Annotated in this window: 23 protein-coding genes; 16 read left to right on the forward strand and 7 right to left on the reverse strand. The window is 63.4% G+C overall.

Going from position 1 to position 26,046, the window contains the following annotated elements:
- The first annotated feature begins 419 nt into the window (after nt 1-419).
- From recF to BCV67_RS09710, 9 genes are all read left to right on the forward strand, one after another.
- Nucleotides 420-1,520, forward strand: a complete 1,101-nt coding sequence (gene recF, locus BCV67_RS09670; protein WP_062170854.1) for a DNA replication/repair protein RecF — start codon at nt 420-422, stop codon at nt 1,518-1,520.
- A 109-nt stretch (nt 1,521-1,629) separates the two neighbouring features.
- Nucleotides 1,630-4,089 (forward strand): DNA topoisomerase (ATP-hydrolyzing) subunit B, encoded by a 2,460-nt coding sequence (gene gyrB / locus BCV67_RS09675; protein ID WP_062170852.1) that lies wholly within the window; start codon nt 1,630-1,632, stop codon nt 4,087-4,089.
- Nucleotides 4,090-4,161: 72 nt separating this feature from the next.
- Nucleotides 4,162-4,995 (forward strand): CPBP family intramembrane glutamic endopeptidase, encoded by an 834-nt coding sequence (locus tag BCV67_RS09680; protein WP_062170850.1) that lies wholly within the window; start codon nt 4,162-4,164, stop codon nt 4,993-4,995.
- A 73-nt stretch (nt 4,996-5,068) separates the two neighbouring features.
- Nucleotides 5,069-5,875 carry a M48 family metallopeptidase gene (locus BCV67_RS09685; RefSeq protein WP_062170848.1) on the forward strand — a complete coding sequence of 269 codons (807 nt, stop codon included), beginning with the start codon at nt 5,069-5,071 and terminating at the stop codon, nt 5,873-5,875.
- Between the two features lie 131 nt (nt 5,876-6,006).
- Nucleotides 6,007-7,191 (forward strand): tetratricopeptide repeat protein, encoded by a 1,185-nt coding sequence (locus BCV67_RS09690; protein WP_062170846.1) that lies wholly within the window; start codon nt 6,007-6,009, stop codon nt 7,189-7,191.
- Nucleotides 7,192-7,337: 146 nt separating this feature from the next.
- Nucleotides 7,338-8,012: an energy transducer TonB gene (locus tag BCV67_RS09695; RefSeq protein ID WP_062170844.1), complete on the forward strand. Its 675-nt coding sequence runs from the start codon at nt 7,338-7,340 to the stop codon at nt 8,010-8,012.
- Nucleotides 8,013-8,098: 86 nt separating this feature from the next.
- A complete protein-coding gene (exbB, locus tag BCV67_RS09700; RefSeq protein WP_057629874.1) occupies nt 8,099-8,842 on the forward strand; it encodes a TonB-system energizer ExbB in 744 nt (247 codons plus the stop codon).
- Nucleotides 8,843-8,889: 47 nt separating this feature from the next.
- A complete protein-coding gene (locus BCV67_RS09705) occupies nt 8,890-9,318 on the forward strand; it encodes an ExbD/TolR family protein (protein WP_057629873.1) in 429 nt (142 codons plus the stop codon).
- 3 nt (nt 9,319-9,321) lie between these two features.
- The gene (locus BCV67_RS09710; RefSeq protein WP_057629870.1) at nt 9,322-9,732 is read left to right on the forward strand and encodes an ExbD/TolR family protein; all 411 of its coding nucleotides are present in this window, start codon (nt 9,322-9,324) and stop codon (nt 9,730-9,732) included.
- A 1,285-nt stretch (nt 9,733-11,017) separates the two neighbouring features.
- Here BCV67_RS09710 and BCV67_RS09715 read toward each other — a convergent pair.
- The 3 genes from BCV67_RS09715 to cls all read right to left on the reverse strand — a co-directional run bounded on the left by BCV67_RS09715 (nt 11,018) and on the right by cls (nt 13,735).
- Nucleotides 11,018-11,785, reverse strand: coding sequence for a pyridoxine 5'-phosphate synthase (locus BCV67_RS09715; protein WP_062170842.1), 768 nt, complete (start codon nt 11,783-11,785; stop codon nt 11,018-11,020).
- Entirely contained in the window at nt 11,782-12,096 is a 315-nt protein-coding gene (locus BCV67_RS09720) for a hypothetical protein (RefSeq protein ID WP_062170840.1), read from the reverse strand. The genes BCV67_RS09715 and BCV67_RS09720 overlap by 4 nt, the downstream gene beginning before the upstream one ends.
- A 178-nt stretch (nt 12,097-12,274) precedes the next feature.
- Entirely contained in the window at nt 12,275-13,735 is a 1,461-nt protein-coding gene (gene cls, locus BCV67_RS09725) for a cardiolipin synthase (RefSeq protein ID WP_062170838.1), read from the reverse strand.
- Between the two features lie 778 nt (nt 13,736-14,513).
- Here cls and BCV67_RS09730 point away from each other — a divergent pair.
- The 6 genes from BCV67_RS09730 to BCV67_RS09755 all read left to right on the forward strand — a co-directional run bounded on the left by BCV67_RS09730 (nt 14,514) and on the right by BCV67_RS09755 (nt 20,182).
- The gene (locus BCV67_RS09730; RefSeq protein WP_062170836.1) at nt 14,514-15,029 is read left to right on the forward strand and encodes a MarR family winged helix-turn-helix transcriptional regulator; all 516 of its coding nucleotides are present in this window, start codon (nt 14,514-14,516) and stop codon (nt 15,027-15,029) included.
- Nucleotides 15,026-17,191: an FUSC family protein gene (locus BCV67_RS09735; RefSeq protein ID WP_065868100.1), complete on the forward strand. Its 2,166-nt coding sequence runs from the start codon at nt 15,026-15,028 to the stop codon at nt 17,189-17,191. Before BCV67_RS09730 ends, BCV67_RS09735 begins: the two co-directional genes overlap by 4 nt.
- Nucleotides 17,181-17,393 carry a DUF1656 domain-containing protein gene (locus tag BCV67_RS09740; RefSeq protein ID WP_062170832.1) on the forward strand — a complete coding sequence of 71 codons (213 nt, stop codon included), beginning with the start codon at nt 17,181-17,183 and terminating at the stop codon, nt 17,391-17,393. The genes BCV67_RS09735 and BCV67_RS09740 overlap by 11 nt, the downstream gene beginning before the upstream one ends.
- Nucleotides 17,394-17,403: 10 nt before the next feature.
- On the forward strand, nt 17,404-18,402 hold the full coding sequence (locus BCV67_RS09745; RefSeq protein ID WP_062170830.1) for a biotin/lipoyl-binding protein: 999 nt from the start codon (nt 17,404-17,406) through the stop codon (nt 18,400-18,402).
- Between the two features lie 64 nt (nt 18,403-18,466).
- Entirely contained in the window at nt 18,467-19,558 is a 1,092-nt protein-coding gene (locus BCV67_RS09750) for a PA0069 family radical SAM protein (protein WP_062170828.1), read from the forward strand.
- Between the two features lie 237 nt (nt 19,559-19,795).
- A complete protein-coding gene (locus tag BCV67_RS09755) occupies nt 19,796-20,182 on the forward strand; it encodes a hypothetical protein (protein ID WP_062170827.1) in 387 nt (128 codons plus the stop codon).
- Nucleotides 20,183-20,414: 232 nt separating this feature from the next.
- On the opposite strand, the gene BCV67_RS09760 is transcribed toward BCV67_RS09755, so the two are convergent.
- The 3 genes from BCV67_RS09760 to BCV67_RS09770 all read right to left on the reverse strand — a co-directional run bounded on the left by BCV67_RS09760 (nt 20,415) and on the right by BCV67_RS09770 (nt 22,885).
- The gene (locus tag BCV67_RS09760; RefSeq protein WP_156455907.1) at nt 20,415-21,119 is read right to left on the reverse strand and encodes a 2OG-Fe(II) oxygenase; all 705 of its coding nucleotides are present in this window, start codon (nt 21,117-21,119) and stop codon (nt 20,415-20,417) included.
- Nucleotides 21,116-21,547, reverse strand: a complete 432-nt coding sequence (locus BCV67_RS09765) for a nuclear transport factor 2 family protein (protein WP_065868101.1) — start codon at nt 21,545-21,547, stop codon at nt 21,116-21,118. The genes BCV67_RS09760 and BCV67_RS09765 overlap by 4 nt, the downstream gene beginning before the upstream one ends.
- Nucleotides 21,548-21,877: 330 nt before the next feature.
- Nucleotides 21,878-22,885 carry a class 1 fructose-bisphosphatase gene (locus BCV67_RS09770; protein ID WP_062170820.1) on the reverse strand — a complete coding sequence of 336 codons (1,008 nt, stop codon included), beginning with the start codon at nt 22,883-22,885 and terminating at the stop codon, nt 21,878-21,880.
- A 288-nt stretch (nt 22,886-23,173) separates the two neighbouring features.
- Between BCV67_RS09770 and BCV67_RS09775 the strand changes: the two genes are divergently transcribed.
- Nucleotides 23,174-24,409, forward strand: coding sequence for an MgtC/SapB family protein (locus BCV67_RS09775; protein ID WP_062170818.1), 1,236 nt, complete (start codon nt 23,174-23,176; stop codon nt 24,407-24,409).
- A 368-nt stretch (nt 24,410-24,777) separates the two neighbouring features.
- Here the strand turns inward: BCV67_RS09775 and BCV67_RS09780 are convergent, their stop codons facing one another.
- A complete protein-coding gene (locus BCV67_RS09780; RefSeq protein ID WP_062170816.1) occupies nt 24,778-25,980 on the reverse strand; it encodes an aromatic amino acid transaminase in 1,203 nt (400 codons plus the stop codon).
- Nucleotides 25,981-26,046: the final 66 nt, after the last annotated feature.

The following is a 26,046-nucleotide window of genomic DNA, read 5'->3' on the forward strand; positions in this document are numbered from 1 at the left end:
AAAAGCTTGGTGGTGATGGTAGGAGCAGATTTTATGTAAAACTACCTTAAGTTGCTGTTTTACATAGCGTTATTAGCCTTGAAACCCCCTGTAGAACTGGCCTTCAAGCCTGTGGATATCTGTGGATAAGAGAGAAGGGTGCTTCAAAGGTCAATCTTATCCACAGATTGCCCCACTTATACACAGGGTTTGTACCCCGTTCTATACATGCGGGAAAAAGACCGCCGATTTCGTGAAATCTGCAGCAGCCCCGCCCACATCACCTCTCAGATTTGAAGAAATGCGGGGATGTTCCACGTGGCACCTGTTTACCCCGGCAGCTGGCAGTCGACGGAACTGCTCAAACTGGGCGGATGCTTTAAGCTGCGCATGGCCAGCCACGGACTGCGTGGCGGCGTCATGCTTTCTTTCGAGCGTCAATGCATATCGTCCGTGTTGCCTTGAGCCGTGTACGGCGGTTCGATTCGGTGGAGTTGGCTCCCCGCCCCGGCATCAACCTCATTACCGGCGCCAATGGCGCTGGCAAGACCAGCGTGCTCGAAGCCCTGCACCTGATGGCGTATGGCCGCAGCTTCCGTGGCCGCGTGCGTGATGGCCTGGTGCAGAAAGGTGCGGAGAATCTGGACGTTTTTGTCGAATGGCAGGAGCGAACGGGCGCAGAACAAGGCGTTTCAACCCGCCGCGCCGGCCTGCGCCACAGCGGACAGGCCTGGAAAGGCCGGTTGGACGGCGAAGATGTGCTGCAACTGGGCAATCTCTGCGCCGCTTTGGCCGTGGTGACTTTTGAACCCGGCAGCCATGCCCTGGTCAGCGGTGGCAGTGAACCCCGTCGGCGCTTCATCGATTGGGGATTGTTCCACGTGGAACCTGACTTCCTTCCCCTGTGGCGCCGCTATACCCGGGCCCTGAAGCAGCGGAATGCGTTGCTGAAGATGGGAGCCCCCGGGAAACAGCTCGATGCCTGGGACTGGGAGCTGGCCGAAGCAGGTACTCCGCTTACCTCCAGACGCCAGCACTATCTGGAACGCCTGCAGGATAGAGCCGTGGCGATTGCCGCCGATCTGGCACCGGGCCTGCAATTGAACAGTTTGGAGCTGCAGCCAGGGTGGCGTCGGCACGAAATGTCGTTGGGTGATGCCCTGTTGCTGGCGCGCGACCGCGACCGCAGCGCCGGCTATACCTCGGTAGGCCCACACCGCGCAGATTGGAGCGTAGGTTTCACGCAGATTCCGGGACGTGACGCCTTGTCGCGCGGCCAGGCCAAGCTTACGGCGCTGGCCTGCCTGCTTGGCCAGGCCGATGACTATGCCGCGCAGCGGGGCGAATGGCCGGTCATCGCGCTGGATGATCTGGGCTCGGAGCTGGATCGCAACCACCAGCAGCGCGTACTGGAGTATCTTGCAGGGACACCTGCGCAGATCTTCATCACCGCCACCGAAACACCGGCCGCTCTTGAAGCCGATCTGCATCCTGCAGCTGTGTTCCACGTGGAACATGGCGTCATCACTACCGAAAAATGAGCCTTCAGGGCGGAAATCCCCCCGGCAGGTATAATCGGAACGTCATCCCCTATCTCTCATGCCTGTTCCACGGAACGGCGCATGACCTGCGGAGCCTACGGCAAGCGCAATGAGCGAAGAACAGAACACCCCGGTCAACAACGGCAATTACGACGCCAACAGCATCACCGCATTGGAAGGCTTGGAGGCTGTACGCAAGCGTCCCGGTATGTACATCGGCGACGTCCATGACGGCACTGGCCTGCACCACATGGTGTTCGAGGTTGTCGATAACTCCATCGACGAAGCACTCGCCGGTCATGCCGACAACGTGTTGGTCACCATCCATGCCGACGGTTCGGTGTCGGTGGCCGATAACGGCCGCGGCATCCCGGTGGGCAAGCACGCGCAGATGAGCCAGAAGCTCGACCGCGAAGTCTCCGCTGCTGAAGTGGTGATGACGGTCCTGCATGCCGGTGGCAAGTTCGACGACAACAGCTACAAGGTTTCCGGTGGCCTGCACGGCGTCGGCGTCAGCGTGGTCAACGCGCTGTCGCAGAAGCTGATGCTGGATATCTACCAGGGCGGTTTCCACTACCAGCAGGAATATGCCGACGGTGCCGCGGTAACCCCGCTCAAGCAGCTCGAAGCCAGTGACCGCCGCGGTACCGTGTTGCGGTTCTGGCCGTCGGTGTTGGCGTTCCACGGCAACGTCGAATTCCATTACGAAATTCTGGCCCGCCGCCTGCGTGAGCTTTCGTTCCTCAATTCCGGCGTCAACATCACCCTGGTGGACGAGCGCGGCGAAGGCCGTCGCGACGACTACCACTACGAAGGTGGCATCAAGAGCTTCGTGGAACATCTGGCGCAGGTGAAGACCCCGCTGCATCCGAACGTGATCGCGGTAACCGGCGAAGCCAATGGCATCGTGGTCGAAGTTGCGCTGCAGTGGACCGATTCCTACCAGGAAACGATGTACTGCTTCACCAACAACATTCCGCAGAAGGACGGCGGTACCCACCTTGCCGGCTTCCGTGCCGCGCTGACCCGTACGCTCAACAACTACATCGAGCAGAGCGGCATCGCCAAGCAGGCCAAGATCAGCTTCACCGGCGACGATATGCGCGAAGGCATGATCGCGGTGCTGTCGGTCAAGGTGCCGGACCCGAGCTTCTCCAGCCAGACCAAGGAAAAGCTGGTCAGCTCCGACGTCAAGCCGGCGGTGGAAAGCACCTTCGGTGCCAAGCTGGAAGAGTTCCTGCAGGAAAACCCGAACGAAGCCAAGGCCATTGCCGGCAAGATCGTCGATGCTGCCCGAGCCCGCGAAGCCGCGCGCAAGGCCCGCGATCTGACCCGCCGCAAGGGCGCGCTGGATATCGCCGGCCTGCCCGGCAAGCTCGCCGACTGCCAAGAAAAAGATCCGGCCTTGTCCGAACTGTTCATCGTCGAGGGTGACTCGGCAGGTGGCTCGGCCAAGCAGGGCCGCAACCGCAAGAACCAGGCGGTGCTGCCGTTGCGCGGCAAGATCCTCAACGTGGAACGTGCCCGCTTCGACCGCATGCTGGCTTCCGACCAGGTCGGTACGCTGATCACCGCGTTGGGCACCGGCATCGGCCGCGACGAGTACAACCCGGACAAGCTGCGTTACCACAAGATCATCATCATGACCGACGCCGACGTCGACGGCGCGCACATCCGTACGCTGCTGTTGACGTTCTTCTACCGGCAGATGCCGGAACTGATCGAGCGTGGTTTCGTGTATATCGGCCTGCCGCCGCTGTACAAGATCAAGCAGGGCAAGACCGAGTTGTACCTGAAGGACGACCCGGCGCTTGATGCTTACCTGGCTAACAACGCGGTGGAAAACGCGGCGCTGATTCCGGCCACTGGTGAGCCGCCGATTGAAGGCGTGGCGCTGGAGAAGCTGCTGCTGACCTATGCGTCCGCGCAGGAAGCCATCAACCGCAACGCGCACCGCTACGATCGCAGCCTGCTCGAAGCGCTGGTGGATTTCACCCCGATGGACCTGGAACACCTGCGCACCGCCGGCCCCGGCGAAGGCCTGGAAGCCCTGGCCGCGCGTCTGAACCAGGGCAGCCTGGGTACGCCGCGTTACAGCCTGGTCCTGCAGGAACCGAACGAACAGCGCCCGGCCGCAGTGCTGGTAACCCGCCGCCACATGGGTGAGGAACATACCCAGGTGCTGCCGCTGGCTGCCTTCGAATCCGGCGAACTGCGCCAGCTGCACGCAGCCTCGCAGCTGTTGCACGGCCTGGTGCGCGAAGGCGCCACCATCAACCGTGGCAACAAGTCCTCGGAAATCACCGGCTTCGCCCAGGCCCAGGCCTGGTTGATGGAAGAAGCCAAGAAGGGCCGCCAGATCCAGCGCTTCAAGGGCCTGGGTGAAATGAACCCGGAACAGCTGTGGGACACCACCGTCAATCCGGATACCCGGCGCCTGCTGCAGGTTCGCATCGAAGACGCCGTGGAAGCCGATCAGATCTTCAGCACCTTGATGGGCGATGTGGTGGAACCGCGCCGCGACTTCATCGAGAGCAATGCGCTGAAGGTCATGAATCTGGATATCTGATCCAGAGCGCAATCGCTCGCGTGGGCGCCGGCAACGGCGCCCACATCTGTCCGTGCCACTCCCAGGTCCGCGATGTCCAGCCTCCCTGACGTACCGCTTTCCTCGCCGTCTTCGCCCTCATCCACGCCCGGCTCTCCGGTGCTGGGTTTTGGCCTGGATCTGCTGATCGGCATTGCCACGCTGCTGTTCCTGAGCGTGCTGGGCGGTTTGGCCTGGGGCTTGTGGCGCGGGGTTGAAGTGGGCATGCAGGCCGCCCGCGACGGTGCCACGCCCGTTGCGTCCGAGCTGGCCAATGCGCTGGGCGCACCCGGTGCCTTGGCGCAGATGCTGATAGCGCTGTTTTCCACCGGCGGTGCGGCCTTGCTGCTGTATTTCCTGCGCCGGCGTGCCAGCCCGGCAGAACGCGCACATTCGCATCAGGCTTTGCGCCGCGCTTCCACCTGGGGTTGGATCGCCCTGGTCGCCGCCGGTGTTTTTCTCGGCAGCAGCTTCATTGGCTGGGTGGCCAAGCAGATGGGCGTGGAACCGGTGCCGACCAACCTGCTGTTGATGCAGCAGGCCTGGGCGCACTACCCGGTATTCCTGGTCGTTTTTGCGGTGCTGTTGGCACCGGCCTACGAAGAACTGTTGTTCCGCCGCGTGTTGTTCGGGCGGCTATGGGCGGCTGGCCGCCCGGTGCTGGGCATCGTGCTCAGCAGCATGGCGTTCGCGTTGGTGCATGAAATTCCCGGCACCAGCCCCAACAGCTTCCCGGCGATGCTGCAGCTGTGGGTGATCTACGGCGGCATGGGTGCCGCTTTCGCCTGGGTTTACCGCAGAACCGGCACCTTGTGGGCGGCGGTAATCGCACATGCGGTGAACAATGCGATCGCTCTGGCAGCTATGGTGTTGCTGGGCACGCAATAAGATCGCGACGCGCGGTTGACGAAAAATTAAGCAAGACGCTCGCACACTGCAGACCTGAATCAGGGGAACCCGGATGAAAGCTTTCGGACTAGCCGTAGTTGCCGCGTTGGTGCTCAGCGCATGTGCCACCACCACCTCCCCTACCGGGCGGCGTCAGGTTGTAGGCGGGGTTTCCCAGCAGCAACTGGATCAGCTTGGCGCGCAGGCTTTTGCGGAAACCAAGGCCAAGCAGACCCTCAACCGCGACGCCAGGCAGAACGCCTATGTGCAGTGCGTGGTCAACGCACTGGTGGCGCAGCTGCCTTCTCAATACCGTGGCGTACGGTGGGAAACCGCCGTTTTCGTCGACAAGGAACCGAACGCCTTCGCCCTGCCGGGCGGCAAGGTCGGGGTGAATACCGGCATCTTCAGCGTGGCCAAGAACCAGGATCAGCTGGCGGCGGTGATCGGCCATGAGATCGGCCACGTCATCTCGCGCCACCACGAAGAGCGCCTGACCCGCCAGCAAGGCACCCAGCTCGGCCTGGGCATTCTCGGCGCGCTGGCCGGCGCAGCTTACGGCGATACCGCCGCCAGCGCGGTCAACCAGTTCGGCGGAATGGGCGCACAGGGCCTGATCCTGTTGCCCGGCTCACGCACGCAGGAAAGTGAGGCTGACGTGGTGGGGCAACGTCTGATGGCACAAGCCGGGTTTGACCCATCACAAGCGGTGAACTTATGGCAGAACATGATGGCAGCGGGTGGAAACCGTTCTCCCCAGTGGCTTTCCACCCATCCAGACCCCGCCAACCGCATCCGTGAATTACAGCGAGACACCCCCGCGCTGGAGCCTGTCTATCAGCAGGCGAAGCGCTCCGGTGTAGTCCCTCGCTGTGGTTAGTTGTAGGGAAATGCTGCAGTACACCATCAGAAGTGATTTCTCCGTCAAATAATTTCTGATACGTTTGTGTGCTCGGTTTCGTTCCGACAGTTTGAATTTCTACCGCCCCGGCGGCTCCTTCGAGGTGAAACATGATCTTCCGCAGCCCAAAGCACGCCGTGCTCTCCATCCTCATCGCCACTGCATTGGGCGGTGTTGTCGTCGCTGACGCTGCGGCGCAGTCGCGCTCGTCCGAGCGTCGTGGCAACAAGGAAAGCGCCAAGGCTGAGGTGTTGTACCCGGAAGCGACCCGCGTCGACCCGAAGGGCAAGGCGTCCTCGAAGATGGGCAACAAGCTCAACAAGCTGTTTGCTGCCTACAACAAGCAGGAATATGCGGAAACCCGCACCTTGGCCGATGAAATCCTGGCCTCGCCCGATGCCAACGATTACGACAAGGCCGTGGCCAACCAGCTGGCATCGCAGGGTGCCTACAACCTGGACGACAACGCCGCCGCCAAGCAGTACCTGCAGCAGGCGATCGCGCTGAACCAGCTGGACAACAACGGCCACTTCCAGGCGATGTTGATGCTGGCCCAGCTGCAGCTGCAGGACGAGCAGTATCCGGAAGGCCTGGCCAACCTTGACAAGTACTTCGCCGAGTCCAAGTCGAACAAGCCCGAAGAACTGATCATCAAGGGCCAGGCGCTGTACCAGACCGAAAAGTACGCCGAGGCGATCCCGGTGCTGAAGGCGGCCATTGCCGCCTCGCCCGAGCCGAAGGACAACTGGAACCAGCTGTTGATGGCCTCCTACGCCGAAGCCGGCCAGACCGGTGAAGCGGTCAAGGAAGCCGAGGCACTGGTGGCCAAGAACCCGGCCGACAAGAAGGCCCAGCTCAACCTGGCCAGCATGTACATGCAGGCCGACCAGATGGACAAGGCTGCCGCAGTGATGGACAAGCTGCGCGCGGCTGGACAGCTCACCGAAGAGCGCGAGTACAAGCAGTTGTATTCGATCTACGCCAACACCGAGAACAAGGAACGGGACGTCATTGCGGTGATCAACGAGGGCATGTCGAAGGGCATCCTCAAGCCGGACTACCAGACCTATCTGGCGCTGGCCCAGTCGTACTACTACACCGATCAGGTGCCGCAGGCGATTGAAGCCTGGAAGAACGCGGCCCCGCTGTCCAAGGACGGGGAAACGTATCTGAATCTGGCCCGCGTTTTGCATGCGGAAGGCCGTATCCCCGAAGCGAAGCAGGCTGCGCGTGACGCACTGGCAAAGGGCATCAAAACCCCTGCCGATGCAAACAAAATCATCAACCTGAAGTAAGCAGGAATAACGCCTGAACGGCTGCAATTTTGATGCGCAGCTGGTCAGGATTGGTATAAGCTTGGAGGTTCCTGCGGTGTCATGCACCGCTGAATCAGGGGTGGTTCCACACACCCGCCCCGACCCCACTAAAGAGTTCTTGGCGCATGACGGAACAACTGGTCTTCCACCACAGGTATGACGACAGCCAGAAAGAAACGGGTCTGAGCTGGCCTCGTATCGCTGGTATCGCATTTGTAATCGCACTGCATCTTGCAGCCCTGATGATGCTTCTGATCCCGGCCGTTGCCCCCAAGGCAGCCGCTGAAAAGGAACGCAACGTCATGGTGACGCTGGTCGACGCACCACCGCCGCCGCCACCGCCGCCGCCGCCGCCGCCGCCGCAGGACACCCCGCCGCCGCCGGTCAAGAACCTGGCGCCGCCGAAGGCTTCGCCGTTGCCGCCGCCGCCGGAAGCACCGGTTATCGACGTGCCGGAACCGCGTCCGAACGACGTGGTGACGCCGCCGGCTCCGCCTGCACCGCCGTCGCCGCCGGTTGACATCCAGGCCAGCGTGGACATCTCGTCCAAGGCCATGAACCCGCCGCGTTACCCGCCGGCTGCATTCCGTGCCGGTATCCAGGGCGAGGTCATCCTGATCATTGATGTCGATGCCAGCGGCAACGTCACCAATGTGTCTGTCGAGAAGTCCAGCCGTAACCGCGACCTCGACCGAGCTGCAATGGAAGCGGCGCGCAAGTGGAAGTTCAACCCCGCACAGAGCGGTGGATCGAAGGCAGCTGGTCGCGTCCGCGTCCCGGTCAACTTTGCGCTGAGCTGATCGGCGTGGCGGCTTTGATGGCCGCCACCGGGTCAGGTCAACTTTAGCTACACCCTTTAACACCACACACAACAAAGGTAAGCGTCATGCTGCAGGAAATTTTCATCGCCGCTGCTGCCGGGGGCAACGCAAACAACGCCCTTTCGCAGATGGGCTTCGAGCATCTGATCCACGAAATGACCACCAAGCCGGGCGACTTCGCCGTTTCCTGGGTTGTTCTGTTGACCCTGGTGATCATGTCGGCCATGTCCTGGTACTGGACCGTCATCAACATCTTCCGTACCGCTCGCCTGAAGTCGGCTGCTGATCGCGTGCCGTCGCAGTTCTGGGATGCCCCGAACGCACAGGACGCCATCCGCGCCATGGAAGAGCAGCCGGCTTCGGAGCCGTTCTCCAAGATCGCATTGGACGCTGCCCAGGCTGCCGCTCACCACCAGCAGGCTGGTGCTTCGGAAACCCTGAGCCGTTCGGAATTCGTTGACCGCGCCCTGCGTCAGGCCGTGACCCGCGAATCCAACAAGCTGCAGGGCGGCATGATCCTGCTGGCCACCGTCGGTGCAACCGCTCCGTTCGTGGGTCTGCTGGGTACCGTGTGGGGCATCTACGGCGCGCTGATCAAGATCGGTGCAACCGGTTCGGCCTCGATCGACGCCGTTGCCGGCCCGGTGGGTGAAGCACTGATCATGACCGCCATCGGTCTGTTCGTGGCTATCCCGGCCGTGTTCGCCTTCAACTTCTTCAGCAAGATCAACAGCGCGACTGTCAGCAAGTTCGACACCTTCGCTCACGATCTGCACGACTTCTTCGCCACCGGTTCGCGCGTTCGCTAATCCGGCAAGTCGAGTAAGTCTTCGCAACGATATAGACGGAGCCCGTTATGGCTTTCAGTAGTGGTAACAGCAGCGGCCCGATGGCCGACATCAACGTCACTCCCCTCGTGGACGTGATGCTGGTGCTGCTGATCATCTTCATCATCACGGCTCCCCTGATGTCCCATAAGGTCAAGGTGGAGTTGCCGGAAGCCAACCTGATCCAGAATCCGGATACTGCGCCTGATCGCAAGAATCCGATTACGGTGGCGGTCAAGGAAGACGGCAAGCTCTACTGGAACGACGAAGAGGTCTCCAAGGAGACCTTGGAATCGCGTTTCGCGACCGCTGCACAGCAGACGCCGCAGCCGCCCCTGAATCTGCGTGGTGACAAGACCACCAAGATGAAGGTGATCAACGAGGTCACCAAGATCGCGCAGGGTCAGGGCATGCTGGATGTCGGTTTCGTTGCCACCAAAGACAAGCAGGGGCAATAAGACATGGCATTCAGTAGTGGTGGAAACAGGGGCCCAATGGCCGACATCAACGTCACTCCCCTCGTGGACGTGATGCTGGTGCTGCTGATCATCTTCATCGTTACCGCGCCGATCATGACGTATCCGATCGCCGTGGATCTGCCGCAGCGGGTCATCAACCCGCCGCCGCAGCTGCGCGAGCCGCCGCCGCCGATCGACCTGCGGGTTGATTCAAGCAACCAGGTTTTCTGGAACAACAGTCCAGTGAACGTGCACGACTTGCAGCAGAAGATGGAAGAAGAAGTACAGAAGGATCCGACCAACCAGCCGGAACTTCGCATCGAAGCAAGCCCGGATTCCGAGTACGACGTCATGGCCAAGATCCTGGCCCAGGCGAAGAACGCTCAGATGAAGAAGATTGGCTTCGTGCAGTAAGCAATACTGCAATACCAAGTCATGACGCGACTGGAAAACGCCCTCCTTGTGGGGGCGTTTTTTTTGCTGTTTTTTGCCGGTGGAGTTTGCCAGTTGCGCTTCTGGCAGCGGCGGGCGCTGCGGCGTCAGCGCCGGCAGAGAAGGCAGAGAAGGCAGAACTGTCAGAAATGGCAGATCAAATGCCGAAGCAGCAGATCAAGCCCCTCTCCCGTTCACGGGAGAGGGGTTGGGGTGAGGGCAGACCGGAGTAGCCGTTTTCCAACGGCATTCGATTTTTCCGAAGCCAGAAACAGCAGCCAAAAAACCAAGCATCCAGGACTCCCTGCGGCGCTGCCTGGCCATGCGATCACCAAGCAAATTCAGCCGAGTTCTCCAACCAATCGTTGGAGCCAGATTTCGCTAGAGACTTACCCGCAGCACACACTTATCCGCACGGCATTGTGGATAGTTCCGAGCCGCCTCTGCCGGCGCGTAATCTCAGTAACAGCCTGTGGATTACTGCGGAATGCTCCACGTGGAAACGGTTCGATTCGGAGCTGAGGGGCTCGACGAACCCGCCCCCACGTTTGTGGATATCTTCACTGGCATCACTGCCGCAGCAGCGTAGCTGCCCTGCCCCACCCCGCAGTCGCGTACATGTGGATAACTTGGCACGGAATGCCTACTGGGGCTTTTCCGCTTCGCGCTGGAACGCGGGAATAATCGCTTGAATCCCAGCAGCTCTGCATCAAAAACGGCATTTTCGGACTGAACTCCCAGAGCCCGAAAAGCACGACTTGAGATTCCCTCCAGCAGTAAATGCGCGGCGAAGGCCGAATATAGGCCTTATTTTGCTGATATTGATCTGTGGATAGCGAATCGCCTGCCAGGCTGAAACCGCTCAGACCGAGATCGCCGTCAGAGCAATACAGTCGCAGCCAGGTTGCTTGCGAAATGTGCGCTGGAAGGCAGCTACACCCCGATTGCTACATCCAGAGCCAGATTGAAGCCTGTGGATAAGGTTGCCGCGCACACGCTCCAAGACTGGCTTGACTAAGCCGCAGGCGAGGCCCAAACGTCGCTATTCCGCTTATCCACAATGCTGAGCAGTTCAGTCAGCGCCCTACGAAATGCTGTGGAAACGTATGTGGATAAGTGTGTGGATGCAATTTCATCCCCACCCTGCCAGGGCAGCCAGCGATTCGTAAGTATTGCTGGCTTGAAGTGGCGGACGCCAATGGCTTGCCGGAGCGAACGCAGCGCTGTTCCCTGGCTTTCGCTGGCGGCAAAGCAAACCTGAGCCTGCTTATCTGCTCAGGCTCTCGGCTTCGGCAATGGCTGCCAGATAGCCCGCAACGCTTGCTTCCAGCCCGGTATACAAGGCTTCGCTGATCAAGGCGTGGCCGATGGACACTTCCAGCACGTCGGGGACGTGGGCGAGGAACGCACTCAGATTGGCCTGCGACAGGTCGTGGCCGGCATTGACGCCGAGGCCTGCAGCCTGCGCGCGGCGCGCCGCATCGGCGAACTCGGCCAGCGACTCCCAAGGGTCGCCGGCAGCATGTGCTTCGGCAAAGGGGCCTGTGTACAACTCCACGCGATCGGCGCCGAGCACGGCGGCCTGGGCGATATCCGGATTACCCGCATCCACGAACAGGCTGACCCGGCAGCCAAAGGACTTGAGCGTGGCGATCAGCGGCCGCAGGCGTGCGCCATCGCGGTCGAAATCGAAGCCGTGATCGGAAGTCAGCTGGCCATCGCTGTCGGGCACCAGGGTGGCCTGTGCCGGACGGGTCTGCTCGCACAGTTCGAGCAGGCCGGGATAGCCCTCGCGCGGTGGCGCGAACGGGTTGCCCTCGATGTTGAACTCGACGCCATGTTGCTGGGTGAGCGCGGACAGCATCAGCACGTCGGTGGCGCGGATATGCCGCTGGTCCGGGCGCGGGTGCACGGTGATGCCGTGCGCGCCGGCACGCAGGCAGGTCATCGCCGCGCGCACCACATCCGGATCATTGCCGCCACGCGAATTGCGTAGCACGGCAATCTTGTTGACGTTGACGCTGAGCACGGTCATGGCTGCGGCAGCTCACGTTCGTTGGCCGGGGCCGACGTGCTTGCAGCCGCCTGTGCGACCGACGCTGCCGGTGTTGCAGTGCTGGTCTCGGCGGCGGGCCGCAGCTGTGCGCGCAGCGCCTGCAGTTCGGCGGCATGCAGCGGCCGGGGCACCGTGTTCATGCCGCCAAAGCGGGCCACGTACAGGCCTTTGGCCCACAGCAGCAGGAACACCAACGCCGCGAGCAGGGCCAGAACCAGCAGCCAGCTGTGGGTGGTGGAGAAGGCGAGCAGGAACGCGCCCAGCGCAAGCAATAGAAACAGCCAGTACATGACGATCTCCCCATCAGAGGCGTGCAGTGTAACGGCGCGGGCAGTGCCGATTCCATGCCGCGCCGGCTGCTTGGGCCGCTGTACCGGTGAATGGGCAAACCGGGTTAAACCGGTGGATAAGTCCCCTGCCCGGCCGTGCACGCTGCACTGCCGGACGCCGGCGGTTGCAGCGTCACGGCTACAGCAGCGGCGAGGCCAGTCTTGCGAAGGCCTCGGGCAGGCGCTTGCGCCACAGCGAGCGGTCGCGGATGGGCTGCACTTCCTCGGCGCTGTCGAACTCGGCCTGCAGGATGGCTTCCAGCTCGGCGGTGAGCTTGCGGTCGGTATACATCATCGACAGTTCGAAATTCAGCCGGAAGCTGCGGTGATCGAAGTTGGCGGTGCCGACGATGCAGGTGTCGTCGTCGGCGATGAAGGCCTTGCTGTGCAACATGCGCGGGCCGTATTCGAAGATGCGTACGCCCGCTTCCAGCAGCTCGTCGAAGTAGGAGCGCGCGGCGAGGGTGACGAATCTGGAGTCGCTCTGCTTGGGCACCATCAAACGCGTGTCCAGTCCCCCGAGCGCGGCCGAGGTCAAGGCCATGCGTGCCGCCTCACCGGGCACGAAGTACGGCGTTACCAGCCAGACGCGGCGCTTGGCTTCCTGGATGGCAGCCACATGCAGGCGGTGGATGGGCTCCCAGGCCGAATCCGGGCCGGACACCAGCACCTGCGCATCGATGCTGCCCTGCGCGCGGCTGGGCACATCGGCCGGGAACAGATCGGCACGGTCGAACAGCTCCGGGCGCTGCTCGCTGGCGTAGATCCAGTCTTCCAGGAACACCAGCTGCAGGCTGTGGACAACCTGGCCGCGGATGCGCATGTGCAGGTCGCGATAGGCATTGGGGTTGCGGCTGTCGTCTTCCTCGTCGGTGACGTTGATGCCACCGGTGAAGGCCACCTCGCCGTCCACCACCACCAGCTTGCGGTGGGTACGCAGGTTCAACCACGGCCGCTTCAGCGGCTTGAGCAGTTGGCGCGGGTGGAACCAGGCCATTTCCGCGCCGGCATCGAGCAAGGGCCGCAGGAAGGATCTGCGTACCTTCGACGACCCCACCGCATCCAGCAGCAGGCGCACCTTGATACCGGCGCGCGCACGTTCGATCAGCGCGTCGCGCATGGCGGTACCGGCATGGTCCGGTTCGAAGATGTAGTACTCCAGGTTGACGTGGCGGCGCGCCTTGCCGATGGCCTCGATGATCGCCGCATAGGTGGCCGCGCCATCCAGCAGCCAGTCGACATCGGTGGCGGTGCTCGGCGACAGGCCGGTGGTGGCCTGCCCTACCCGCGCCAGTTCGGTGCAGTTGGCATCGGGCGGGCACACCGCGTCGTAGGTGCTCATGCCCTCGCGTGAGCGGCCACGGCGCAGGCGCTGGCGCACGATCTTCTGCGGGCCGAACAGGTAGAACACGAACAGGCCGATGTAGGGCAGCGCGGCCAGTGACAGGATCCAGCTCAGTGTCGCCACCGGCTCGCGCTTCTGCAGCACGATGTAGCAGGCCAGTACGAGCAGATAGGTGAGGTAGGCGGCGGCCAGGATCTGGGCGACGTGGGGAATGCTGGACAGACTTGTCCACAGGTCTTGGAGGGTTTGGCGCATGCACGGATTCTAGCGATGGCCGATGACCGCAGGGGCCCTGTTGTTCCTGCGGGCGTGTGATCTTGTGCTCTTGTGGGAGCGGCGTCAGCCGCGAAGCCACTGATGGATCAGGCGCGGGATATCTGGGACAGCCATGACATCGGGCATGCCACAGCGCGCGGAAGGAACCCCAGCTTCGCGGCTGCCGCCGCTCCCACAAGCAGACCAAGTGCGACATTGGCCAACGACGGCGGGGCCCGCTGTTCTTGTAGGAGCGGCGTCAGCCGCAAAGCAACAGATGGATCCGGCGTCGGAAACCATGAACAGCCATGGCTCCGCGCATGCACAGCGCGCGGTGGGAATGCCAGTTTCGCGGCTGCCGCCGCTCCTACAAGCAGACCAGGTGCGACATTGCCCAATGACGGCGGGGCCCGCTGTTCCTGTAGGAGCGGCGTAAGCCGCGAAGCCACTGATGGATCCGGCGCCGGAAACCCTGAACAGCCATGACATCGGGCATGCCACAGCGCGTGGAAGGAATCCCAGCTTCGCGGCTTACGCCGCTCCTACAGGCAGCCCGGCGCGACATTGGTCAACGACGGCGGGGCCCCTGTTCCTGTGGGAGCGGCGTCAGCCGCGAAGCAACAGATGTATCCGGCATCGAAAACCCCGGACAGCCATGACACAGGACATGCCACAGCGCACGGAAGGAATGCCAGCTTCGCGGTTTACACCGCTCCCACAAAAGCACCTGCGGTCTTTGTGCATTGCATCAATTACTACATAAGTGTAATATACCGGGATGGACAAAACCCTTCCCGCCGCCGGCGGCTACGCCAGCATCGACCAGAAGCTGGCGATCAGCAGCCGGCGCCACCCCGGCTTTCCGCGTGACCAAGCCATGCTGGCGCGGCTGATCAAGCTGGTGCACAAGCTGTTCTGCGACCACGGCAACCAACTGATGCGCGATTACGGTATCTCCCATCCGGAGTACAACGTGCTGATGATGCTGGATGGCTCCGAGCAGGGCCTGAGCCCGTCGGAGATCAGCGAGGCGGCCAGCGAGAAGTCGTCCAATGTGACCCGCCTGATCGACCAGCTGCTGGCCAAGGACCTAGTCAGCCGCGAACCCAGCGCCGAAGACCGGCGCAAGCTGGTGGTGCGGCTCAGCCCCGCCGGCGAGGCACTGATCGAACAGGTGATGCCGGCGGTGATCCAGCAGTTGCAGCGCTTCTTCAGCGGCGTCGAGCCGGAAGAACTGCGCCATACCGAAACCGTGTTGACCCGCATCCTGATGGGTTTGGAACAACAGCCATGAGCGCCCTGCCGGCCGAGCACGTGCCAGGCGCGCAAAGGTCCCCCAACACGCTGCTGCACACCGTCACCCAGGCCATGAACGGCGAACGGGCGGTGTGGGCCTACATCGGCAAGGTGCTGGTGGCCTTGTACCTGTCCGGCTGGATCGCGATGCGGCTGGGCATGAGCTCGCCCGGCACCGCGATGATCACTGTGCTGGTGGTGATGAACCGCAATACCGGCATGGTGCTGGCCAAGGCGTTCTACCGTGGCGTGGGCACCGTTGTTGGCTGCGCGATGGCGGTGCTGATCGTGTCGTTGTTTCCGCAGAGCCCGGTGGCGCTGGTCACTGTGATGGCGCTGTGGGCCGGCTTCTGTGCCGGCGGCTCGGTGTGGAGCCGTGGCATGGCCTCGTATGGCTTCGTGCTGTCCGGGTACACGGTGGCGATGATCGTGTTCCCGGTGATCGAGCAGCCGCAGAACATCCTCAACAGTGCGCTGGAGCGTACCGGCGAGGTGCTGCTGGGCATGGCGGTGACCAGCGTGGTGTTCGACGTGCTGTGGCCCAACCGTCTGCGCGCCGGCCTGCGTGCGGCCGACGACGGCAACCTCAATGACTTCCTGGGGTTTGTCGCCGATTCCATCGGGGGCCGCCTGCAGGGCTTCGAGGTGATCGAACGCACCCAGAGCCGCGTGGTACAGGGCGCGATCCAGTTCGAGGATCTGCGCGCCATGGCTTATTTCGACGACCCGATCCTGCGCAGCAGCAACGGCCAGCTCAAGCTGATCAACCAGCATTTCATGGCCGCCACCTCGCGCTTCCAGGCCCTGCATCACCATATCGATCGGCTGCGCCGCAGCAAGGACGAGGCCTTGGTCAGCGCCATCCGCGCCAGTCTCAAGCCCTTGCTGCCGCTGTTGGACGACAGCGCCCTGCGCGATGATGTGCCCGCCCTGGCCAAGGCATTGCAGCACTGGTGCGGGCAACTGGATGGCCTGTTCGCACGCGAGCGCCGTGCGTTGCCGGCCGAGCTGCAGGCCGGCTTCGATGCCAGCGCGTTGCTGGTGCGCCGATTTGCCGAAGAACTGCAGGCCTACCTCAGCGCCAAGGCACGGATGGAGACCGGCAAGGGCCGCCTGCGTGCCCGCGCACCGCGCCTGAGCAAGGTGCGCTTCACACGCGCCAACGACTGGTATGCCATCGCGCTGGCGGCCGTGCGCTGCTTCGTGGTGATGCTGGCCTTGTCGCTGCTGTGGCTGAGCAGCAGCTGGAACCAGGGCGGCCTGGCGGTATTCGGCATGGCCGCGCTGGTGGCGATGTCCTCGGCGGCACCGGACCCGCTATGGGTGGTGCGCCGCGCCACCATCGGCCATGTGGTGGCGCCGTTCTTTGCCCTGCCCGGCTTCGTCGCCATGGCCTTGGCACCGGATTTCCCGATGCTGGTGCTGCTGACCCTGCCATCGATGCTCGCCTCGCTGTACATCTCCACCCGGCCGCGTTTTGCGGTGATCGGCATGGCGATGAATGTCGGCATCCTGGTTTCGTGGAACATGGGCCCGCACTTCCATCCCAGCGCGCAGAGCTTCCTGGACAACTCGCTGACCATGGCGGTCGGCGCCTTCGTAGCGATGGGTGTGTTCATGCTGGTGCCGGGCCTGCCGGGCAGCAAGCAACGCCAGCGGCGCCTGCTCGAGCGCCTGCGCGCGCAGGTGCAGCTGGCGGTAAGCGCCCCTCTGCCAGGCCTGCTGCCGAAGTTTGAAAGTGTCAGCCGCGAGTTGTTCCAACAGGTGGCCAGCCGCACCACGGCCGGCAGCCGGCCGTCGCGGCAGCTGTTCGAATGGGCGCTGCTGGTGCACGAAGCCGGGCATTGCGCGATCGACCTGCGCCATGACCTGGCCGAACAGAACCTGCCCGCTTCCTTGCATGCGCGGATTGAACAGGCGCTGGCGTTGCTCGGCCAGCTCTACCGCACGCCGCGCGCGCGCACCCTGCGCGATGCCAAGGCCAGCGTGCAGGCCGCGCTGGGCGAACTGGCCGGCCCGCAGCCGCAGGCCCTGCGCGCGGTGCGTGATCACCTTTACCTGCTGCAGATGAGCCTGGATGACAGCGCCTCGGTGCTGGCCGCCTATGTGCAGCGTTCCCGTCGCCAGCAACGCCTGAAGGAGGCCCGTCATGCCGTTTGAAGTTTCCATGGGCGGTATCTATTTCCCCGGCGCACTGGTGCTGGTGGTGCTGCTGCTGCCGGTGTTCGGCCTGCTGGATTACGGCCTGGGCCGGGTTGGCCTGTACCGCCGCGCGCTGCACCCCTCGCTGGTGCGGGTGGCCTTGTTTGCCGCCATCTACTGCATGGCGCTGTTGTTGTTCCTGCCCCACTTTTCTGATTGAGGATGTCCCGATGAAAACCGCCAGCCTGATACGAGGCGGTGTCACCAGCGTGGTGGTGCTGCTTGCCGCAGTGCTTGCCTACGTGGTCTGGCACCAATACATGCTTACGCCATGGACGCGCGATGCGCGCCTGCGTGCCGAGGTGGTGCGCCTTGCCCCGGATGTGTCCGGCCTGGTCACCGAGGTGGCCGTGCATGACAACCAATTGGTGAAGAAGGGCGAGTTGCTGTTCGTCATTGACCGTGATCGCTACGCGCTGGCCGTCGCCAAGGCCGAAGCCGATCTGCAGGCCGCCGAAGCGGCTGCACGTGCAGCGGGCGCCTCGATCTCCGCCGCCAGTGCCGGCGCCAACGCCAGCCAGGCCGAATACCAGATGCGGCAGGAACAGGCCCAGCGCCGCGCCCAGCTCGACGGCATCGTCTCGCGCGAATCGCAGGCCGATGCCCGTGCGGTGGCGCAGGCTGCACAGGCCAGCTGGAAGCAGGCACAGGCCAGCGCGCATGCCGCCAGCGCCGGCAGCCAGCAGGCACTTGCCGCCTTGCAGCAGGCGCGGGTGACGCTGCAGCAGGCACAGCTGGAACTGGGCCGTACCGAAGTGCGCGCCAGCGCCGACGGCACCATCACCAACCTTGACGTGCGCGTGGGCGATTACGCCGCCGCCGGCCAGGCGCGGATGGCGCTGGTCGCCAGCGAAGGCATGTGGGTGTACGGCTACTTCGAGGAAACCAAGCTGCCCAAAATCCATCGCGGTGACGCTGTGGATATCCGCCTGATGGCCGGTGGCCTGCGCCTGCACGGCAAGGTCGAAGGCATCGCCACCGGCGTGGCCGATGCGGCCGGCCCTACCGGCAGCAATCTGCTGGCCGAGGTCGAACCCACCTTCAACTGGGTGCGGCTGGCCCAGCGCGTGCCGGTGCGGGTGAGCATCGACCCGGCTTCGGTACCTGCCGATGCCGTGCTCAGCGCCGGCATGAGCGCCACCCTGGTGATCAAACCCAAGGCCGGCTGAAGCGCGCGCTGGATGAATGCGGCTTGTCGCAGATCCTGCGACCAGGCCGCGTTAGCGTAGGCATATGCCTACCCCGATCAAAGGCCGCGGTGCCAGCACCTACCTGCCCGGCCGTTTCGAAACCCAGACCAGCGAAGCTGTCGATGACGGCTGGGCGGTCGATGAGAGCGAGGAATTCGCCGAGGCCAGGCTGCGCACCGACGTGCGCCCGGAAACCGCGCGCAGCATCATCAGCCGCAACAACTCGCCGGACGTGGGCTTCAGCCAATCGGTCAATCCGTATCGCGGTTGTGAGCATGGTTGCTCGTATTGTTTCGCGCGGCCGACGCATGCCTATCTGAACCTGTCGCCAGGGCTGGATTTCGAAACCAAGATCTTCGCCAAGACCAATGCGGCGGAGGTGCTGCGTCGTGAGCTGTCCAAGCCCGGCTACGTGCCGCAGCCGATCGCACTGGGCATCAACACCGACGCCTACCAGCCGATCGAACGCAAGTTGGGCATCACCCGCCAGCTGATCGAGGTGATGCAGGAGACCAAGCATCCGTTTTCGCTGATCACCAAGAACGCCCTGGTTGAACGTGACATGGACCTGCTGGCGCCGCTGGCCGAGCAGCAACTGGTCAGCGTGCATTTCTCGGTGACCTCGCTGGACCCGCATCTGTCGGCAAAACTCGAACCGCGTGCCTCGGCACCGCATGCACGGCTGCGTGCAATGCGCAGGTTGAGCGATGCCGGCATTCCGGTCGGCGTGATGGTGGCGCCGGTGATTCCGTGGATCAACGACGCCGAACTGGAAGCGGTGCTGGAAGCCTCACGTGAGGCCGGCGCCAGCAGCGCCGGTTATGTGCTGCTGCGGCTGCCGTATGAAGTTGCCCCGCTGTTCCGCGACTGGTTGGATGCACATTACCCGCAGCGCGCGGAGCACGTGATGAGCACCATCAACCAGCTACGCGGCGGCAAGGATTACGACAGCCAGTTCGGCAAGCGCATGCGTGGCGAAGGTGTGTACGCGGACCTGCTGGCAAACCGCTTCAAGCTGGCCAGCAAGCGACTCGGCTTCAACGCCTCGCGGCAGCAATGGCCGTGGCTGGACTGCAGCAAGTTCATCGCCCCGCTGCCACCGAAGAAGCCATCGCTGCAGGGCGAGTTGTTCTAGGCCCCACTTGTAGTGCCGAGCCATGCTCGGCAGCAGACGAAGTCAGTTGTAGGAGCGGCGTAAGCCGCGAAGCTGACATCAATGAAATAGCAGAATTTGCCGCAGCGGGTGGATTGGGAGCTTCGCGGCTTACGCCGCTCCCACAGGCTTTGCTGGTAAAGCTTCAGCCGAGCATGGCTCGGCTCTACAACAGCGGGTGCGCTACGCTGTTGGCTGGATTTCGAGGGCAGTCAAACCATGCGCAGGCAATACCATTTCCGTCAAAGCGACGCAGGCTTGCTGGCCTGGGATGTGCATCGTTTGATCGCGCTCAGCCGCGAACTGCCGGTCTCGCATGTTCCGTTGTCTTCAATCGCAGAACTGGACGAAGCCTATTGGTGGGATGCCGGCTCGCCACCACCCACATGTAGACAGGTGATCGATCAAATGCAGCTGGTGGAGGCTGCTGATCTGCAGTATCCGATCATTCTCTGCCCGCAAGGACGGATGATGGATGGCATGCATCGCGTGGCAAAAGCGTTGCTGCAGGGGAAGCAGGAAATCGCAGCAGTACGTTTGCTGGAGCTGCCTTCGCCGGACCATATTGGCGTTGACCCGGACGATCTCTGCTACGACGACGTTTGAGATGTACTGATCACCGTAGTGCCGAGCCATGCTCGGCACTACGTGGAGTCCTTTGTAGGAGCGGCGTAAGCCGCGCAGCCGGCAGCAATGAAACTGTGCAGGCATCATCGCCTCGGATGGATCGTCAGCTTCGCGGCTTACGCCGCTCCTACATGGGGTTTTCGGGTAAAGCTTCAGCGGAGCATGGCTCCGCTCTACATGTGAAGCGGGCAACCCCCATGAGCGTCAGGGATCAGCCACCATCGCCATACAAACGCTGCGCAGACTGGAACAATATCCAACTCGTCGCAATGAACTTGTCCCCACCCTGCGGGCGGTTGCCGCGATGGGTGTGGGTGAAGGCTGTTGGTGCGATCAACAGGCTGCCAGTACGCGGCACTACCTTGCGTTGCTGGAACAGGAACTCGGTTTCGCCGTTTTCGAAGCCATCGTTGAGATACAGCGTCCACAGCAGATGGCGGTGCAGGGTTTCGCCGCCCGGGTCGCGCGGGAACAGTTCGCAGTGCCAATACGGATAGCCGCCCTCGCCCGCTGTATACCATTGCAGATTGATCGCGCCGGGGCGCAGGCAGGTGCGCGCGAGTTCGGATAGCGCGGCATCGTCCATCCCTTGGAAATCATCCGCACCCAGTCGCCGCGCCTGGCCATCCGCGTCGGGCACCTGCAGCATCAACGGCGAAATCAGAACCTGTGGGTAACGCCGCAGGTAATGCAGCATGCCGTTGAACACGGCCTGCTGCAGGCGCTGTTCGACATCGCGCCAGCCCTCATTGCCGCTGATGCGCAGGTCGTGGCTGCGCTTGAGTTCGGGGAAAACGCCGCTGCCGACCTGGCCGGGTTTGAGTTGTGTGCTGTGGCGCAGGCGCTCGACGATGGCAGCGCAATCGGCAGCGGACAGCGCGTTGTCATAGACCTCGATGAAGTCGGGCACGCTCATGGTGCGGCCTCCGCCAAGCGTGAGGAATGCGAGGCCAGCATCTGCCATTGGCCATCACGCAGCAGCCAGACGCGGGTGAAGCGGAACCGCCCCTGCCAGGGTTTGCCATCGCTGATGGCCGCCTGCACGCTGGTGCCGGTGATCACCGCGGTATCGCCATGCAGGCGGACCTGCACGTCTTCATTGTCGATGCGGGTATTGCGGCGCTGGCGCGTGGCCAGTTCCTGCAGGTAGTCGGCCTTGTGCTGCACACGGCCATCGGAATGGGTCAGCAGCCAGTCGTCGGCCAGCAAGGGTGCCAGTGCCTTGGCATCGCCATGCAGGCGCAGCTGGTTCCAGGCCGCGTCGGCGTGTTCCAGCGCCAAGGGGGTTTGTGCCCAGGCCCAAGCGGGGACCAGCAACAGCCACAGCATGATGAATCCGCGCATCGATGGTATCTCCGGAGAGCTGCCGTCGATGGTGGCGCGAACCGCCCCGCATGTGTAGTGCCGAGCCATGCTCGGCAAGGGCCTTTCCAAGCAATGCCAGCTTGGTTTACCGGGAAAGCCTCTGCCGAGCATGGCTCGGCACTACGCACTACCGTAGCCCGGGTAAGCGCAGCGCACCCGGGAGCTTTGTGCGGACGGCTCCGGGGGCGCTGTGCTTACCCGGGCTACGTGCCGAATGGCGGCAGTGGCTTCGCGGCTTACGCCGCTCCTACAGGTTGGTTCATCGGCAACGCCTCTGCCGAGCATGGCTCGGCACTACGGAACGGTTGCTCAGGCGTCGTGGTCGCGGTGGTAGCGGGTGGCTTCGGCGACTTCGTTCTTCGAGCCGAGGAATACCGGTACGCGCTGGTGCAGCTGGGTCGGGGCGATGTCGAGGATGCGCTCGCGGCCATCGGTGGCGGCGCCGCCGGCCTGCTCCACCAGCAACGCCATCGGGTTGGCCTCGTACATCAGGCGCAGCTTGCCGGCCTTCGACGGGTCCTTCTTGTCCCACGGGTAGATGAAGATGCCGCCGCGGGTCAGGATGCGGTGCACGTCGGCCACCATCGAGGCGATCCAGCGCATGTTGAAGTCCTTGGCGCGCACGCCTTCCTTGCCGGCCAGCAGATCGGCCACATAGCCCTGCATCGGCGCCTCCCAGTGGCGCTGGTTGGACATGTTGATGGCGAACTCCTTGGTGTCCGCCGGTACCTGCATGCCGCGCTGGGTCAGCACGAACTCGCCGGTTTCACGGTCCAGGGTGAAGGCGTGGGTGCCATGGCCCACGGTCAGGATCAGCATGGTGCTGGGCCCGTAGATGCAGTAACCGGCCGCCACCTGCTGGGTGCCGGGCTGCAGGAAGTGCTCGTCGCCCGGCTTATCCACACCCTTGGGCGAGCGCAGCACCGAGAAGATGGTGCCGACCGAGACGTTCACATCGATGTTGGAGCTGCCATCCAGCGGATCGAACAGCAGCAGGAAGTCGCCCAGCGGGTATTCGGACGGCACCGGCTGGCAGTGGTCCATTTCCTCCGAGGCGCAGGCGGCCAGGTGGCCACCCCAGGCGTTGGCTTCGAGCAGGATCTCGTTGGAGATCACGTCCAGCTTCTTCTGCGCCTCGCCCTGCACGTTGCCGGTGCCGGCATCACCCAGCACGCCGCCCAAGGCGCCCTTGCTGACGGCGATCGAGATGCTGGTGCAGGCGCGGGCAACCACCGCCACCAGCTGGCGCAGGTCGGCGTTGATGCGCTTGGCATGCTGTTCTTCGATCAGGAAGCGGGTCAGCGACGTACGGGACATGGACGGCAACTACCTTCAGACAAAAGGAGGGCTATTGTCGCGGCTGGACCTTTTTTTTACGAGCCATGGCCAGACTTTGTCTTTCTGTGGACAAATATGGACAGCGTCCATCGCCCGGTTTGTTATGCCAACGGGGTGAAGGGGAGAAACCCCGCCATGGCGAGCGCGACAGGGTTATCCACAGAGGTTTGGGGATAATTTCTGATGGGAATGAGATGTGGATAAGTCCGTGGGTATTGGCTTTATCCACAGCCTTCGTACCATTCAGGGCCTTGCTGGAGATCACTAATGGATTGGAATCAGGCCATACACGGTTTGTTGACTGCCTTGGGCATCGGCTTGCTGATCGGAGCGGTACGCGAACGCCAGCACGGTGGCCGTACCAGCCTGCAGGCAGGAGTGCGCACGCATGCGTTGGCCGCCCTGCTGGGCGCTGCCGGGCTCATGCTGGGCCAGGCCGTGTTCGTGGTAGCTCTGCTGGCCGTAGCGGCGCTGGCCTGGACCAGCTATCGCGTCACCTCGCGGGAAGATCCCGGCCTGACTGGTGAGATCGCCCTGTTGTTAACCGTGCTGCTGGGCGGCTTGGGCATGCAGCAGCAGGCGCTGGCTGCGGCGCTGGGTGTGGTGGTGGCCATCCTGTTGTGGGCCAAGGCGCCGTTGGCGCGGTTGAGCCGGGAGGTCATCAGCGACCAGGAAGTGCGCGATGCCTTGCTGCTGGCGGCCTGCGCGCTGGTGGTGCTGCCGATGTTGCCCGACCGCGCGGTCGACCCTTGGGGCGTGCTGGTGCCGTCCAAGCTATGGCAGATCGTGGTGTTGGTGATGGGCGTGGGCATGCTCGGGCATATCGCCTTGCGGACGGTGGGCGCGCGCTGGGGCTTGCCGGTAGCCGGGTTCTTTTCCGGTTTTGCCTCGTCGACGGCGGCGGTGGCCGGGTTTGGCCGCGGCAGCCGTGCGGCGCCGGGCTTGGTGATGCCGTCGGTAGCCGCGGCCTTGTTGGCCAACCTTGCCTCGTTACTGCTGTTTGCGGCAGTTATCGGCACCAGTTCGCCGACGTTGTTGAAAGCGGCAGCGTGGCCGCTGGCGGCAGCGGCACTGGTGCTGCTGCTGTGTTCGGCGTTGGGGCTGCGCCACGTAGCCGATGAAGCGGTGCCGCAGGGGCCACCAGCGAAAGCCTTCCAGCTCAAGCATGCCTTGCTGATCGCGCTGGTGATTGCAGTGGTGCTGCTGTTGTCAGAAGGGCTACGGCAACTGTTTGGGCAGGCCGGCGCCTTGGCCGGGGCGACGATTGCCGCCCTGGGTGAACTGCATGCGGCGGCCGCCAGCATTGCCGGGCTGACGGCCTCCGGTGGCCTGGAGCTGGCGCAGGCGCGCTGGGGCGTGGTGGCCTTGCTGGCCTCTGCGTCACTGGCCAAGTCGGTGCTGGCGTTTGCCAGTGGTGGCGGCCGTTACGGCGCCGGTGTGGCCTTTGGGCTGGGGGCGATGGTGGTGGCTGCGGTGGTGGTTACCTGGGTGGTGCCTGGCTAGTTGTGGATATCCACAGAGGGTTGTGAATAAGGCTGGGGGAAGTGGCAAGAGCAGGGGCAAAGGCACCCCTCCCCAGCCCGCCCGGCCCGAAGGCACAGCCTTCGGTCGTTCATCAGGCCGCACGCCAGTGGCGCGCAAACGGGCCTTCTTCACCCCCTTGCCTGCGGCAAAGGGAGGGGGCAACGGCTGCAGCCCTCATCATTTTGCGAACTGCAGGCTCTAGCCCCCTCCCTTGCGCAGCGCGCAGGGGAGGGCTGGGGAGGGGTGCCTTAAAGCTCTTGCTCCACAGCCTTATCCACAACCCTCAAACCACAAAAAAGCCCGGGTTTCCCCGGGCTTTTCATCAACACATCAGCAGCAACAATCAATCAGCCGCGGCTGACTTCGTAAACCGCCTTGGCCACGTAGTCCAGATTCTTCTGGCTCAGTGCGGCCACGCAGATGCGGCCGGTGCCGACGGCGTAGATGCCGTAGTCGTCACGCAGCGTGTCTACCTGTGCCTTGCTCAGGCCCGAGTAGGAGAACATGCCGGCCTGCTGCTGGATGAAGCCGAACTCCGGCGCGCCCAGGGCGGCCAGCTTCTGCACCATGCCGGCACGCAGGGCGTGGATGCGCTCGCGCATTTCGGTCAGCTCGGCTTCCCACACGCCACGCAGCTCGCCGCTGCCCAGCACGCCGGCCACCAGGGCGGCACCGTGGGTGGAGGGGCTGGAGTAGATGGTGCGGATGATGCGCTTGACCTGCGACTGCACGGCCTTGGTCGAGGCGGCATCCGGGCCCACCACCGACAACGCACCCACGCGCTCGCCATACAGCGAGAACGACTTGGAGTACGAATTGGCGACGATGAAGCTGTCGATGCCGGCCTCGGCGACAATACGCACTGCCTGGCCGTCCTGCTCGATGCCCTTGTCGAAGCCCTGGTAGGCCATGTCGATGAAGGGGAACAGCTGGCGGTCCTTCAGCAGCGCGGCAACCTGCTTCCACTGCTCGGTGCTCAGGTCGGCGCCGGTCGGGTTGTGGCAGCAGGCATGCAGCAGCACTACGGTGCCCGGCTGCAGCTTCTGCAGGTCGGCCAGCATGCCGGCGAAATCCAGGCCGTGCGCGGCGTTGTCGTAATAGGTGTAGTCGACCACGTCAAAACCGGCAGCGCCGAACACGGCGCGGTGGTTTTCCCAGCTCGGGTTGCTGATGGCGATGGTGGCGTGCGGCAGCAGACGCTTGAGCAGGTCGGCACCGACGCGCAGCGCACCGCTGCCGCCAACGGTCTGCGAGGTGGCAACGCGGCCAGCGGCCAGCAGATCCGAACCCTCGCCGAATACCAGCTTCTGGGTGGCCTGGGTGTAGGCCGGCAGGCCGTCGATGGGCAGGTAGCCGCGCGGTTTGGCCTCGGCGGCAAGCTGCTGCTCGATCTGCTTGACGGCGCGCAGCAGCGGAATGCGGCCGTTTTCGTCGTAGTAGATGCCCACGCCAAGATTGACCTTGGTGGTGCGGCTGTCAGCGTTGTAAGCCTCGGTCAGACCCAGAATCGGGTCACCAGGAACCTGTTCCACGTTTGCAAAGAAGGACACGGCGATACTCGTATCAGTGGCGGGGAGTGGGGGTGGTTCGGCGCGGGATGCAGCAACGGCGCGCTC

This window comes from Stenotrophomonas nitritireducens (genome assembly GCF_001700965.1).
GTDB lineage: Bacteria > Pseudomonadota > Gammaproteobacteria > Xanthomonadales > Xanthomonadaceae > Stenotrophomonas > Stenotrophomonas nitritireducens_A.